This window comes from Marinovum algicola (assembly GCF_900109145.1).
Lineage (GTDB): Bacteria > Pseudomonadota > Alphaproteobacteria > Rhodobacterales > Rhodobacteraceae > Marinovum > Marinovum algicola.
The window spans coordinates 126,923-140,365 of record NZ_FNYY01000010.1 but is presented as its reverse complement, the minus strand read 5'-3'; the positions used below and the strand labels follow the sequence as shown (position 1 = coordinate 140,365).

The following is a 13,443-nucleotide window of genomic DNA, read 5'->3' as shown; positions in this document are numbered from 1 at the left end:
TAGCTTGAAAGGGTGGACGGCCCGGCTGTCTCAGGCGGCCTTCTCGCGGGCTTCCGGATAGAGCAGCGCCTTGAACGGCTCGGCCCCGAGCCGGCGATAGGCTTGCAGAAAGGTCTCGTCGGCGTCGTTGCGCAGGTCGAGATAACCCACCACCAGCCGTTCGATGGCGGGCACGATCTCATCCGCCGAAAAGCCCGGCCCGGCACGGGTGCCGATGCTCGCGGTTTCGGTGCCGTCGCCCCCAAGGGTGATCTGGTAGTTCTCCACCCCCGCCCGGTCGAGCCCGAGAATGCCGATATGGCCCACGTGGTGATGGCCGCAGGCGTTGATGCAGCCCGAGATCTTGATCTTCAGGTCGCCGATCTCATGCTCCAGCTTGAGCTCGTCGAAACGGGTGGCGATCTCCTGCGCGATCGGGATCGAGCGGGCGGTGGCCAGGGCGCAGTAATCCATGCCCGGGCAGGCGATGATGTCCGACACCAGCCCGATGTTGGCGGTGCCGAGGCCTTCGGCCTTGAGCGCCCGGTAGAGCTGCGGCAGCGCGTCCTTGGGCACATGCGGCAGGATCACGTTCTGCTCGTGGCTGATGCGCAGCTCGTCATAGGCATGTTCTTCGGCCAGGTCGGCCATCACCCGCATCTGTGCGCCGGTGGCATCGCCCGGGGTCTTGCCATGCGCCTTGAGCGAGATCGAGACGATGGCATGATCGGCGCGGCGGTGGGCCGCGATATTGGTGTCGACCCAGGAGCGGAAAGTCGGGTCGTTGCTGTAGGCCGCCTCGAAGGCGCCGGTGGCGGCATCGCGGAAGTCGGGCGCGGCGAACTGCGGCTCGATCGCGGCCAGCATCTCCTGATCGACGCCGCCGAACTGCGATTTCAGCAGGTCGAAGCGCTCTTCGACCAGATCGCGGATCTTCTCGAGCCCGTTTTCATGCACGGTGATCTTGATCCGCGCCTTGTACTTGTTGTCGCGCCGACCAAGCAGGTTGTAGACGCTGACGATGGCCTCGAGATAGGGCAGCAGGTCGGCCTTGGGCAGGAACTCGCGGACCACCTTGCCCAGCATCGGGGTCCGGCCGAGGCCGCCGCCGACGTGAATGCGATAGCCGCGCTGGCCGTCCTGTTCGGTGATCTCGACGCCGATGTCATGCGACTTGATGACGGCGCGGTCGTTGGGCGCGCCGATCACCGCGATCTTGAACTTGCGCGGCAGGAACTGGAATTCCGGGTGGTCGGTGGACCACTGGCGGATCAGCTCGGCGGTGGGGCGCGGGTCTTCGACCTCGTCGGCGGCGGCGCCGGCGAAATGATCCGAAGTCACGTTGCGGATGGTGTTGCCCGAGGTCTGGATGGCGTGCAGATTCACCTCGGCCAGCGCGTCGAGCATGTCGGGGATATCCGACAGTTTCGGCCAGTTGTACTGGATGTTCTGGCGGGTGGTGAAATGGCCGTAGCCCTTGTCCCATTTCTCGGCCAAGAGCGCCAGCTGGCGCATCTGGGCCGAATTCAGCGTGCCATAGGGGATGGCGACCCGCAGCATGTAGGCATGCAGTTGCAGGTAGACGCCGTTCATCAGGCGCAGCGGCTTGAATTCATCTTCGGTCAGCGAGCCGTCGATGCGGCGTTCCACTTGTGCGCGGAACTGGCGGTTGCGCTCGGCGAGGAAGGCGCGGTCGAAGTCGGTATAGCTGTACATGTCGTATCCTTGCGTTGGGCTGGGGCGAGATCGGGGTGGACCTCAGCCTTCGGCCTGTTTGCCGTGGAAATAATTCGAGGGGCCGGTGCGGCGGAACTCTTCGCGGAAATGGGTGGGTTCCGGCGTGCCGTCCTTCACCGCCACATCGGCGAGATAGACGCCCACCGCCTCGGCATGGCGCGACGAGGCGTCGAGCAGGCGCACCTCGGCATGGGCCTCGTCGGTGATGACCTCGGCCTCTTTCAGCGCGCGGCTCCAGCGGTCGTCTTCGGTGAGATAGACCACATCGCCCTCGATCAGGGCATTGGCGGTGATCACCTTGGGAGTAAAGGGACGGGGCATCAGGCAAGCTCCTGTGTCAGTGTGAGGTCTTTGTGGGCCATCCCCTGCCGGGCAAGGGCCGCTTCGCGCGGGGCGAGGCCATAGAAGGTGAGCGCGGGGCCATCGACCGAAGCCGCGGCGAGATCGGTGGGAAGATCGGCGAGACAGGTCTCGAGGATGCGTTGTTCGGCGCGCGAGGCATTCTCGATGAGTGTCACCGGGGTGGCGGGATCGGCGCCGTGCATCAGCAGCCGGCCCTGGATGAAACGGGCGGATTTCTTGCCCATGTAAATCGCCGCGACCTCGCCCTCGCGTGCCAGGGTGCGCCAGTCGTGATCGGCAAAGCCCTTGGTGTCGTGACCGGTGAGGAAGCGGACCGAGGAATTGCGGCCGCGCTTGGTCAGGCTCTGGCCGATGGCGGCGACGGCGGCCGAGGCCGAGGTGATGCCGGGCACGATATGCCAGCTCACACCGGCGGCCTCGACCGCGTCGATCTCTTCGTCGAGCCGGCCGAAGACGGTGCTGTCGCCGGATTTCAGCCGCACCACCTGGGCGCCCTGACGGGCATGTTCGACGATCAGCGCATCGATGTCTTCCTGTTTCGTCGAAGGGCCGAAGCCCTCCTTGCCGACGTCGAGCAACAGGGCCTCGCGGCGCGCCAGCTCGAGAATTTCGGGGCTGATCAGCCGGTCGTGGATCACCACATCGGCCTCGTCGAGCGCGCGGCGGGCCTTGAGCGTCAGCAGCTCGGGATCCCCCGGGCCGGCGCCGACAAAGGCCACGTGGCCCTTGCGCGACTGGCGCGAGAGGTGATCGGTCAGCAGGCCCTTCAGCGCCGCATCGGCACCCTCGGCGCCCTTTTCGTCAAAGGCGCGGGGGCCGGCGTTGAAATAGTAATCGGCCCAGAAGTCGCGGCGCGGCCGGCCCATTGGCAGGGCATCGGCCATCTTGCGAAAGGCCTTGCCGATCCGCGCCAGCGGGCCGAGACGCACCGGCAGCCGGGCTTCGAGATCGGCCTTGATGGCGCGGGCCAGCACCGGGGCCGCGCCCTCGGTGCCGATCGCCACGGTCACCGGATCCCGGTCGACGATGGCGGGGGTGATGAATTCGCTGTCATGCAGGTTGTCGACGATATTGGCCAGCGCGCCTTCGGCGCGGGCCACGGCCGAGGTGCGGGCATCTTCGTCCGCGTCCTCGTCGGCGGCATAGAACAGCCGCGCGCCGGCGACATCGCCTTCGGCCAGCGGGCGCCGCACCAGGGTCAGGCGCCCGGCCTCGGCCCATTGCACGATCTCCCCGGCGGGATCGGCGGCATAAACCACGAGCGCGGCCTCGGTCTTGAACAGCAGCCGCAGCTTGGCCAGCGCCGCCTCACCACCACCGGAGACAACGACGCGCTGCCCGGCGAGGTTCACGAAGATCGGAAAATGCTGCATCTGACTCTCCTGCCTGTCCTAGAAGGATATATAGGAAATCTTCCCGTTTTGGCGCTAGTGGGTTGCGGATTTAAGGATGCTCGTTCTAATGGGGCGCAGAGAAGGAACGCTTGTTTCAAAAACGCGGGAAAGGCCGGACAGATGGCACGTATCGACGACACCGATCGGAAAATCCTCAAGGCGCTGCAAGAGGACGCCAGCCGCTCGCTGGACGAGATTGCCAAGGTTGTGGGCTCTTCCAAGACGCCGGTATGGAACCGAATCCGCAAGATGCGCGAGGCGGGGATCATTGGCGCGCAGACCGTGCAGCTCGATGCCGAGAAGCTGGGCTTCGAGGCTTGTTTCTTCGTGCTGATCCGCACCTCGGAACATGATGCCACCTGGCAGAAGGCCTTTCTGAAGGCGCTGAAGGAACGCCCCGAGGTGCAGGAGGCGCATCGGCTGGCCGGCGATATCGACTATATCCTCAAGGTGCGGGTGTCGAACGCGCGGGCCTATGACACGTTTTACCAGGCGCTGATATCAGAGGTGAAGGTACACAATGTCACCGCGCTGCTGTCGATGGAGGAGATCAAGTCGACGACGGCGCTGGCGTTGTGAGCGGCGGCCGATCCATCCCTGGATCGGTGCCGGTCTGTTGACGGATCGGATCAGCCCGGATCGGCCATGAGCCGCGCCTTCTCACCGGGGTCGTTGGGTTTCGAGATCGCCTCGGCCAGCGCTTCGAGGCTGTCGATGTTGTGGCCGGCGCGGAAGGTGTCGACATGCGGCAGCATGGTGCGGATGCCGGTGGCGCGGGCGGCGAATCCGTCCCAGCGCAGCAGCGGGTTGATCCAGATGAGATGGCGCGCGGACAGGTGCAGGCGTTCCATGGTCTTGTCGAGCGCATCCGGATCGCCGCGGTCGAGCCCGTCGGTGATCAGCAGCACCACCGCCCCCTGCCCCATCACCCGGCGCGACCAGTCGCGATTGAAATCGTGCAGGCAGTCGCCGATCCGGGTGCCGCCCTCCCAGTCCTGCGCCTCGGCCCCGGCGGCGGCCAGCGCCGCATCGACATCGCGGGTCGCCAGATGGCGGGTGATATTGGTCAGCCTTGTGCCGAAGGTGAAGGCATGCACCCGGGCCCAGCCCGCGCCCTTCTCGTTCGAGACCGCGTGCAGGAAATGCAGGATGATGCGGGAATAGGTGCTCATCGAGCCTGAGATGTCGCAAAGCACCACCAGGTTGGGCCAGCGCAGCCGCGGCTCCTTGAGCGCCAGCTCGCGCAGCTGGCCGCCGCGGCGCATCGAGAGCCGCAGGGTCCTGCCGAAATCGACCCGGTGGCCCTGATGGCTGGCGCGGGAGCGGCGCGACTTGATCGGCGGCACCGGCAGGGTGAGCCGGGCCAGCATGCGGCGGGCGCGGGCCATCTCCTCGGTGCTCATCTGCTCGAAATCGAGGCTGCGCAGCTTTTCCTCCGAGGACATGGTGCGCGCCGCATCGACCTCGATCAGCGGCTCCTCTTCGTCGCTCTCGGGCGGCGTCTCGGGCTCGGGCAGTTCGGCGCCGTCGAGCAGCGCCTCGGCGGCGCGCTTCTCGGCCGCCTTGGCGCTGCGCTCTTCCTGCACACCGCGGATGGCGGGCAGCATGAGCGACATCATGTGCTCCATGTAACGCGGATCGCGCCAGTAGAGGCGGAAGACCTGGGCAAAGACGGTGCGCTGCTCGGGCTTGTTGACGAAGACCGAATGCAGCGTCCAGTAGAAGTCGCGTTTCTCGGTGAAGCCCGCCGCCTCGACCGCGCGGATCGCCTCGATCACCCGTCCGGGGCCGATCGGCAGCCCGGCCTTGCGCAGCGCGCGGGCGAAATGGGTGATGTTGGCGGTGAGGGCCGGGTTTTCCGGCAGCTCGAGCGGGGCGTATTCTGGCATCTGTTGATTTTCGGGGGCGCTGCCCCCGGACCCCCGGGAATATTTTGGGCCAGAAGAAGGATCAGTCTGTGGATCTGGCGGTTTCGGCGTTCTGGTTCAGGCGGGTTCGAGGGAGGCGCGGGCCTCGTCGAGGATGCGCTTGGCCTCGGAGCCTTGCAGGCGGGCGATGTCGTCCTGGTATTTCAGGATCGCGCCGAGGGTGTCGGAAATCACCTGCGGCGACAGCGCGATGACATCGAGGGCGAGCAGGCATTTCGCCCAGTCGATGGTTTCGGCGACACCGGGGCGCTTGAAGATGTCCTCGGTGCGCAGGCGCTGCACGAAGGCCACGATCTCGCGCGAGAGGGTCTCGGCGGCCTCGGGCACGCGGGCGTGCAGGATCTCCATCTCGCGGCCGAAATCGGGGTAATCGACCCAATGGTAAAGGCAGCGGCGTTTCAGCGCGTCGTGCACCTCGCGGGTGCGGTTCGAGGTCAGGATGACGATCGGCGGTTCCGGCGCCTTGATGGTGCCGAGCTCGGGGATGGTGACCTGGTAATCCGACAGCGCCTCGAGCAGGAAGGCCTCGAAGGGCTCGTCGGTGCGGTCGAGTTCGTCGATCAGCAGCACCGGGGCGCCAGCCTCGTCGGGCCGCATCGCCTCGAGCAGCGGGCGTTCGATCAGGTAGTCGGGGCCGAAGAGCTCGGATTTCAGCAGGTTGCGGTCGGCGACGCCCTCGGCCTCGGCGGTGCGGATCGCCACCATCTGGGCCGGAAAATTCCATTCATAGACCGCCGAGCCGGCGTCGAGCCCCTCGTAGCATTGCAGGCGGATCAGCCGGCGGCCGAGGCCCCGGGCGATGGCCTTGGCGATCTCGGTCTTGCCGGTGCCCGGCTCGCCCTCGAGAAACAGCGGCTTGCCCAGGGTGAGCGCCAGAAAGGTCACCGTGCCGAGCGCCCGGTCGCAGACGTAATCCTGAGCGCCCAGCATGGTCTGAACCGCGTCGATGCTTGCCGGTGTCTGTGTCATTCAAGCCCTCTCCCTTGTGCAGCAAGGGCTACACGCGCCGTCTTTGGGGTCAAGACGACAAAAGTCGCGTTGCCTCCGGTTCGCCCGTCCCGGCGGCAGCGCAATTGACGCAGGGCCGGCAACATGCGAGTTTTTGCAAAAAGATAACCAAGAGGCGGCAGTATCGCGGCGATCCGCGATCACGGGGCGGCAATGCAGAGCGTCAAACACGACGGTAAGGGTGCGGTTTCATGCGCATAGCCGCCGTGACATGTGTCAAGAACGAAGGCCCGTTCCTGCTGGAATGGATTGCCTACAACCGGGTGATCGGCGTGCGCGATCACCTGTTCTATTCCAACGATTGCTCCGATGGCACCGACAGGTTGCTGGATCGGTTGGCGGCGCATGGCGTGGTGGCCCATCTGGCCAATCCGGCCGAAGGCCGCAATTACCAGATGGAGGCGCTCAAACACGCCCGCGGGCAGGAGATGGTGCACGCCGCCGATTGGCTCTGGGTGGCGGATGTCGACGAGTTCCTCAACATCCACGTCGGCGATCACAGCATCCCGGCGCTGATCGCGGCCTGTGGCGATCCGCAGGCCATCTCGGTGAGTTTCCGGTTCTTTGCCAATGCCGGGGTCACGCGTTTCGAAGACCGACCGGTGATCGGCCAGTTCACCCGCTGCCACGCCCCCGACCTCTGGTGCGGCGAGAGCGCGATCGAGGTCAAGACACTGGTGCGGGGTGATTTTCCGCTGCAATATTACGGCGCGCATCGGCCGTTTCACAAGCCAAACAAAGCGGCGGCGCCGGTCTGGAAGGACGGTGCAGGGCGCGATGTGCCCGAGGCCTTTTTGCGGGCCGCCAACAAGCGACGGATCCGCAAGTTCCCGGCCAAGGGCGCGCGCAGTTTCGCCACGCTGAACCATTACGCGCTGCGCTCGCTCGACAGTTACCTGGTCAAGAACGACCGCGGCGACGTCAACCGCGAGAACCGGGAATTCGACGACAGCTACTGGCGCGAGCGCAACGATGGCGCCTGCGAAGAACGCTCGATCCTGCGGATGCTGCCGAAGCTCGAGGCGCAGATCGCGGCCCTGAAGGCGCTGCCCGGCGTGGCGGAACTGCATGCGGAATGCGTGCGCCTGCACCGGGCGCGGCGCGATGCGCTGGTGCAGCAGGCGCGCTATCAGGCGATGCAGGCGCAGCTGCGCACGGCGTCGACCCTGCCGCCGGGCGAAGACGAGCTCTTGGCGCGGATCGGCGCCGCGCCGGTTCTGGCCCTGCCATGAGCCGGTTGCGGGTCATCAACCTCGGGCTGCCGAAATCGGGCACCACCACGCTGGCCCGCGCGCTGCGCAAGGCCGGTCTGCATGTGGCCGATCACCGGATCAAGCCGGTGCAGACCGACGACGCCGCGCTGCACGGACGGTTCGTCGGCGAGATGATGTATGACGGCTATTTCCTGCGTGGCGATCCGCTGCACGGGCTCGACGTCTTTGACGGCTTTGCCGAGATCAACGCCCTGCGCCCGCCGCGCTCGATCTGGCCGCAGTTCGATTTCGGGTTGCTGGCCGCCATTCGCGCCTGTCACCCGGGCACGCGGTTTCTGGCGACCTGGCGGCGGCCCGAGGAGATCGCGGATTCCATGCTGCGCTGGTCGAACCTCGGGACAGAGCGGCTCCCGGCCGCGGATATTCCTGGCCTGCCCGCCGGCTATGGCGTGACGACCCGCGAACGCGAGACCTGGATCGCCGGGCATTACGCCGCGCTCGACCGGTATTTCGCCGGCTGTGACGAGTTCCTGCGGATCGACGTGGCCGATGGGGCGGCGCCGGCGCGGATCGGCGCGTTCCTGGGCCGCGACCTGCCATGGTGGGGCAAAACCAACGTGAACCCGGTGCGCGCCGCGCAAGAGGATGACAGCGCATGAAAATCAGCCTGCATATCGGGCCCGACCTCTGGGCCACGACACGGCTTCAGCAGGTGCTGGACGCCAAGCGGCGGCAGCTCTTGCGCAATGGCGTGCTGTTTGCCCGCACGCCGGGCGCGCGCAACCACACGCGGCTGTTCATGGCGGTGAGCGATCCCGGCGCGGTGGACACCCTGCGCCACAACCGGGGCTTTGCCGCGCCCGAGCGGCAGGCGCAGCTGCGTGCCGATGTGACCGAGGCGCTGGCACGCGAGGTCGAGGCCAGCGGCGCCGGGCATCTGATCCTCTCGGCGCATCAGTTCGGCAGCAGCCTGCTGACCGGCTCCGAGCTGGAGCGGCTGAAGGCCGTGCTGGCGCCGATTTCCGATCGGGTCGAGGTGATTGCCCATCTGGACTGCCCGGCGCGGATGCTGTTGCGGCAGTATATCGTGCAGGTTCTGGATGGGCGGATGCGGCCGCTCGAGCTCGAACTGCGGCTGGCCGATTGCCCCGACTGGTGGGCGGCGGCGCTGGCCGACCGGCCCCGGGCGCGCCCCGACCAGGGGATATTCCCCGAGGTGCAGATGGCGCCGGCCTGGCTCGACTACCCCGCCCTGCGGCGCCATTGGGAGGCAGTCTTTGGCGCCGGATCGGTGCGGTTTCGGCCGCTGGAGGTGGCGGCACTCTGCCGCGAGGATGTGACCGAAGAGCTGCGCACCTGCCTTGGCCTCGACGCGCAGATCGGCAAGCATGAGGCGATCACCGCGCCCGCCATGCCGTCGGCGGAATGGATGGCGCGCGCGCGGCAGTTCAACGATGTCCTCACCCGGCTTCTGGCACAGGGCGATCACCGGGTATCGCGGCAGATCTGGAAACGGATGCTGGGCGATCTGCGGTGGCCCGGCTCGGCGATGCAGGCCGGAACGCTGGCGTCGATTGCCGCGCGGTTTGCCGGCGACCTGGCGGCGCTTGCGCAGGAGACGCCGGCCCTGGCCGCCGCCTTTGCCGCCGACCGACCGCTCGCGCGCTGGCAGGAGGCCGAGACGACGGAGGGCTACCGCGCCTCGCAACACCTGCTGGCGGCCCTCCCCCGGATCGAAAAATCCACCCGCGAGGCGCGCGCCGCCGACCGCGCCGCGAACGGGGCCGATGTCGCGGGGCTGTCGCGCCAGGCTGCCGCGCTGATGCCGCAGCTGGCGAAAGAGAAATTCGCGCAACTGCGGGGCGGGCCATTCGCGCCGCACAACCGGCTCGGGCGGGTCAACGAGGAAGAGCTGGCCCAGGCCTTTGCCCTGGCTCCGGCGCGCCGCCTGCCGCCGGGCTCGAGCGGCAATGTCATTGTCGGCTGCATGAAGAACGAAGCGCCCTACATCCTGGAATGGATCGCCTATCACCGCGTCATCGGCATCGACAGTTTCCTGATCTACACCAACGGCTGCGCCGACGGCACCGACGAGATCCTCGATCGCCTGCAAACCCTTGGCGTGATCGAGCACCGCGACAACGAGAATTGGTCGGGCAAGTCGCCGCAGCAATATGCGCTCAACCAGTCGCTGAAAGAGCCGGTGATCCGCCAGGCCGAGTGGATCATTCATATCGACGTCGATGAATTCATGAACATTCGCTGCGGCAATGGCACGCTTCAGGATTTCCTCGACCGGGTGCCCGAGGCCACCAATGTCGCCATGACCTGGCGGCTGTTCGGCCACAACGGTGTCACCAGTCTCGACGACAACTTTGTCATCGACCAATTCGACAGCTGCGCGCCGAAGTTCTGCCCCAAGCCGCACACCGCTTGGGGGTTCAAGACCATGGTGCGCAATATCGGCGCCTACGAGAAACTCTCCTGCCACCGGCCCAACAAGCTTGTGCCGGACATGGCCGAGCGGGTGCATTGGGTCAACGGCTCGGGCCTGCCGATGGGCGACGAGGTCAAGAAGAACGGCTGGCGCAATTCCAAGCGCTCGATCGGCTATGACCTCTTGCAGCTCAACCACTACGCCCTGCGTTCGGCCGAGAGCTTCCTGATCAAGCGCCAGCGCGGCCGGGCGCTGCATGTCGACCGGACCATCGGTCTGAACTACTGGATTCGCATGGACTGGAACGATCACCGCGACATCACCATCAAGCGCAACCTGCCGCGGGTGCGGGCGGAATACGACCGGCTGCTGGCCGATCCGGTGCTGTCCGAGTGGCACGCCAGGGGGCTGGCCTGGCACCGGGCCAAGGCCGCCGAGCTGCGGCAGGTGCCGGAATTCGCCGAGCTATACGACCAGGCCATGGCCCTGCGCCTGACCGAAACCGAACGCGCGGCCTATGCGCTGGCGCTCGACATGGAGACCTGAGATGAACGTCGAGACGCCGCCCGCCCGGGGCTTTATCCGCTCGCGCGGGATGCGGGTGCCGCGCCATCCTGGCATCACCACAGGCCGGATCCGTGCCGCGCTTCGGGCCGAGACCTTTGAGCGCAAGGAATGCGAGGCCGTGATGCGGGTTGTGCAGAAAGGCGACCGGGTGCTCGAACTGGGCGGCGGCATCGGCTATGTCTCGACGCTGATCGCCACCCAGCGACAGGCCCGGCGGCTGGTGTGCTACGAGGCCAACCCGGCACTGATCCCGCATATCCGCCGGATGCACGCCGCCAATGGTGCCGAGCGGATCGAGCTGCGCAATGCGCTGCTCACCCCCGAGGGTGGCGCCCCTCTGCCGTTTTACCTGCGCAAGAATATCCTCAGCTCGTCGCTCGATGGCACCGTCGATCCTGGCGCCATCACCGGTACCGTCGAGGTCGCGCGCCAGGCCATCGGCCCGGTGCTCGAGGAGGTGCGGCCAGAGGTGCTGATCTGCGACATCGAGGGCGGCGAGGCCGAGCTTTTGCCGGCCGGCGACTGGTCGTCGCTGCGTGCGGCGGTGATCGAGCTGCATCCGCAATGGATCGGCCAGTCCGGTGTTCAGGCGGTGTTTGACGCCATGCACGGCGCGGGGCTGAGCTATTTCCCGCGCGCCTCACATGGCAAGGTCGTGACCTTCCGCCGGGGATGGTGAGCCGCATGTCCCCCGCCGGAGCCCGCTGATGCAGGCCACCGCCGTCCTGTGCCTGCGCGACGAAGGCGCCTTTGTGCTCGACTGGCTGGCGCATCACCGGACGGTGGGCTTTTCCCATGTGGTGATCTGCACCAATGATTGCGCCGACGGCACCGATCTGATCGCCGACCGGCTGGCGGCGCTGGGGGGCGTCACCCACATCCGCAACGACGGGCCCTATCATCAGGCCGGTATCCAGTTCACCGGGCTGAAGCTGGCGGGCAAGGTCAAGCCGGTGCGCCAGGCCGACTGGCTGATGGCGCTCGACATCGACGAATTTGTCAACATTCACACCGGCGGCCACCAGCTGCCCGATCTGATCGCCGCCCTGCCCGGAGCCAGCGCCATCACCCTGACCTGGCGGCTGTTCGGCAATGCCGGCGAAATCGCCTGGCGCGACGCCCCGGTGCCCGAGGTCTTTACCCGCGCGGCCCCCGAGGTGATGCATTGGCCGTGGCGGGCGCAGATGTTCAAGACGCTCTATCGCAACGACGGAAGCTTCCGGCAGTTGGGGGTGCACCGCCCGCGCGGGCTGCGCGACGGCCGCGCGGTGCAGTGGCGCGATGGCGCGGGCCGCACGCTCGATTTGCAGGCGCATGACCGGCGGGTGTTCTCGCCGCTGGGGCAACGCCATTGCCGCCTCGCCCAGCTCAATCACTACGCGCTGGGGGCGATGGAAAGCTTCGTCCTGAAATCCGCCCGCGGCCGGGCGGTGCATTCCGACGACCGGCTCGGCATGGACTATTGGACCGACCGCAATTTCAACACCGAGGAAGATCGCAGCATCCTGCGGCTTGGCGCCGAGGTGGCCGCGGAGCGCGCCCGGCTGGCCGCCGACCCCGAGCTGGCCCGCCTGCATGCCGCGGCGGTGGCCTGGCGTCATGCACGATTTGCCGAGCTGATGCAGACCGAGGACTACCGCGCGCTCTTCGGCCGCCTGATGATGACCCCGCCGTCGCATCCCCTCCCGCGCGACGCCGCTCGCAAGCTGATTGCCCATGCCCGGCGAAGCCAGCGACTAAGCCCCTGAATAGGCAGAATTCGTCAGGAATTCGCCTTGTTCCTCGGGGAATTCTTCCAACTTTCGCCTAAATTGTCGTTTAACCCTGAGGTAATCGCGCAAAAGCCGCGTGCGCTCCGAGGAATTGACGATGCAGGACACGCTGAACACATTTGACGCGCCGATGACTTCCTTGCCCAAGGCAAAGTGGTTCGGCGCGCTCAAGGACATCGCCGAGGAAGAGGGATTCTATGCCCCGCTCGGCCCGAAACACGCCGCCGCCTTCATCGAGGAAGGCGATACGCTGCTGGTGACCTTCGAAAGCTTTCAGGGCATCCAGGCCCTGTCGGAGACCGGCCAGCCGCTGGGCTTCGATCTGGTGCGCGCGATGGGCTGGTCGCATCTCGGCGTGGTCTGCGACGGCGAGACATGGTTCCGCACCGGCGAGGTCTATGAATTCTTCGACGAGCTGACCGACGATGGCTTCTTCGACGAATTCGACCGGGTGATCTTCTATGGCGCCGGGCCCTGCGGTTATGCGGCAACGGCCTTTTCAGTGGCGGCACCGGGCGCGACGGTGGTGGCGATCCAGCCGCAGGCGACGCTCAATCCGCGGCTTGCCGGCTGGGACGACCGGTTCACCGATCTGCGCGCGATGGATTTCACCTCGCGGTACGGCTATGCCCCCGACATGTCGCAGGGCGCCGATCAGCTGTATGTGATCTATGACCCGCGCGAGCCGCTCGACGCGATGCATGCCGCGCTCTTTCACGGGCCGCAGACCACGCTGCTGCCGGTGCCGGGCCTCGGCGACACGATCCAGAGCGACCTGCTCGAGATGTCGGTCCTGTTCCGCATTCTCGCCAAGGCCGGCACCGGCAAGCTCGACCCGCAAAGCTTCTACCGGCTGATGCGAGCGCGGCGCAGCCATCCGCCCTATCTGCGCAACCTGCTCGGCGCGCTGGATCGCGACCGGCGCACCGCGCTGGCCGAACGGCTCTGCCGCTTCGTGGTCTCGCGTCAGAGCGCGCCCAAGTTCCAGCGCCGGCTCGACGAGATCGTGGCCGACAAGAAAAAGGCCGGCTAAAGCCCTCTGGC

Annotated in this window: 12 protein-coding genes; 7 read left to right on the top strand and 5 right to left on the bottom strand. The window is 66.7% G+C overall.

The window, feature by feature from the left end:
• Positions 1 to 30: 30 nt before the first annotated feature.
• From BMW90_RS14820 to cysG, 3 genes are read right to left on the bottom strand one after another with little or no spacing between them, the layout of a single operon-like run.
• Positions 31 to 1,695 (bottom strand): nitrite/sulfite reductase, encoded by a 1,665-nt coding sequence (locus BMW90_RS14820; RefSeq protein ID WP_074837254.1) that lies wholly within the window; start codon positions 1,693 to 1,695, stop codon positions 31 to 33.
• A 42-nt stretch (positions 1,696 to 1,737) separates the two neighbouring features.
• Positions 1,738 to 2,037 carry a DUF2849 domain-containing protein gene (locus tag BMW90_RS14815; RefSeq protein ID WP_048532247.1) on the bottom strand — a complete coding sequence of 100 codons (300 nt, stop codon included), beginning with the start codon at positions 2,035 to 2,037 and terminating at the stop codon, positions 1,738 to 1,740.
• On the bottom strand, positions 2,037 to 3,452 hold the full coding sequence (cysG, locus tag BMW90_RS14810) for a siroheme synthase CysG (protein WP_074837253.1): 1,416 nt from the start codon (positions 3,450 to 3,452) through the stop codon (positions 2,037 to 2,039). The genes BMW90_RS14815 and cysG overlap by 1 nt, the downstream gene beginning before the upstream one ends.
• Positions 3,453 to 3,593: 141 nt before the next feature.
• On the opposite strand from cysG, the gene BMW90_RS14805 reads away from it, so the two are divergent.
• Positions 3,594 to 4,052: an Lrp/AsnC family transcriptional regulator gene (locus tag BMW90_RS14805; protein ID WP_048532249.1), complete on the top strand. Its 459-nt coding sequence runs from the start codon at positions 3,594 to 3,596 to the stop codon at positions 4,050 to 4,052.
• A 50-nt stretch (positions 4,053 to 4,102) separates the two neighbouring features.
• Here the strand turns inward: BMW90_RS14805 and BMW90_RS14800 are convergent, their stop codons facing one another.
• Both BMW90_RS14800 and BMW90_RS14795 read right to left on the bottom strand, forming a co-directional pair.
• Positions 4,103 to 5,362, bottom strand: a complete 1,260-nt coding sequence (locus tag BMW90_RS14800) for a vWA domain-containing protein (RefSeq protein WP_074837252.1) — start codon at positions 5,360 to 5,362, stop codon at positions 4,103 to 4,105.
• Between the two features lie 96 nt (positions 5,363 to 5,458).
• A complete protein-coding gene (locus BMW90_RS14795) occupies positions 5,459 to 6,370 on the bottom strand; it encodes an AAA family ATPase (protein WP_074837251.1) in 912 nt (303 codons plus the stop codon).
• A gap of 230 nt (positions 6,371 to 6,600) precedes the next feature.
• Here BMW90_RS14795 and BMW90_RS14790 point away from each other — a divergent pair, with 230 nt between their 5' ends.
• The 6 genes from BMW90_RS14790 (at position 6,601) to BMW90_RS14765 (ending at position 13,432) form a co-directional block, all read left to right on the top strand.
• Complete coding sequence (locus BMW90_RS14790) at positions 6,601 to 7,641, top strand: glycosyltransferase family 2 protein (protein WP_074837250.1); 1,041 nt, start codon at positions 6,601 to 6,603, stop codon at positions 7,639 to 7,641.
• A complete protein-coding gene (locus BMW90_RS14785) occupies positions 7,638 to 8,282 on the top strand; it encodes a sulfotransferase family protein (protein WP_074837249.1) in 645 nt (214 codons plus the stop codon). Before BMW90_RS14790 ends, BMW90_RS14785 begins: the two co-directional genes overlap by 4 nt.
• Positions 8,279 to 10,606 (top strand): glycosyltransferase family 2 protein, encoded by a 2,328-nt coding sequence (locus tag BMW90_RS14780; RefSeq protein ID WP_074837248.1) that lies wholly within the window; start codon positions 8,279 to 8,281, stop codon positions 10,604 to 10,606. Before BMW90_RS14785 ends, BMW90_RS14780 begins: the two co-directional genes overlap by 4 nt.
• A 1-nt stretch (position 10,607) precedes the next feature.
• Positions 10,608 to 11,306, top strand: coding sequence for an FkbM family methyltransferase (locus BMW90_RS14775; protein ID WP_074837247.1), 699 nt, complete (start codon positions 10,608 to 10,610; stop codon positions 11,304 to 11,306).
• Positions 11,307 to 11,334: 28 nt separating this feature from the next.
• Positions 11,335 to 12,375, top strand: a complete 1,041-nt coding sequence (locus tag BMW90_RS14770; RefSeq protein WP_074837246.1) for a glycosyltransferase family 2 protein — start codon at positions 11,335 to 11,337, stop codon at positions 12,373 to 12,375.
• A 121-nt stretch (positions 12,376 to 12,496) separates the two neighbouring features.
• Positions 12,497 to 13,432 carry a phosphoadenosine phosphosulfate reductase gene (locus BMW90_RS14765; RefSeq protein ID WP_074837245.1) on the top strand — a complete coding sequence of 312 codons (936 nt, stop codon included), beginning with the start codon at positions 12,497 to 12,499 and terminating at the stop codon, positions 13,430 to 13,432.
• Positions 13,433 to 13,443: the final 11 nt, after the last annotated feature.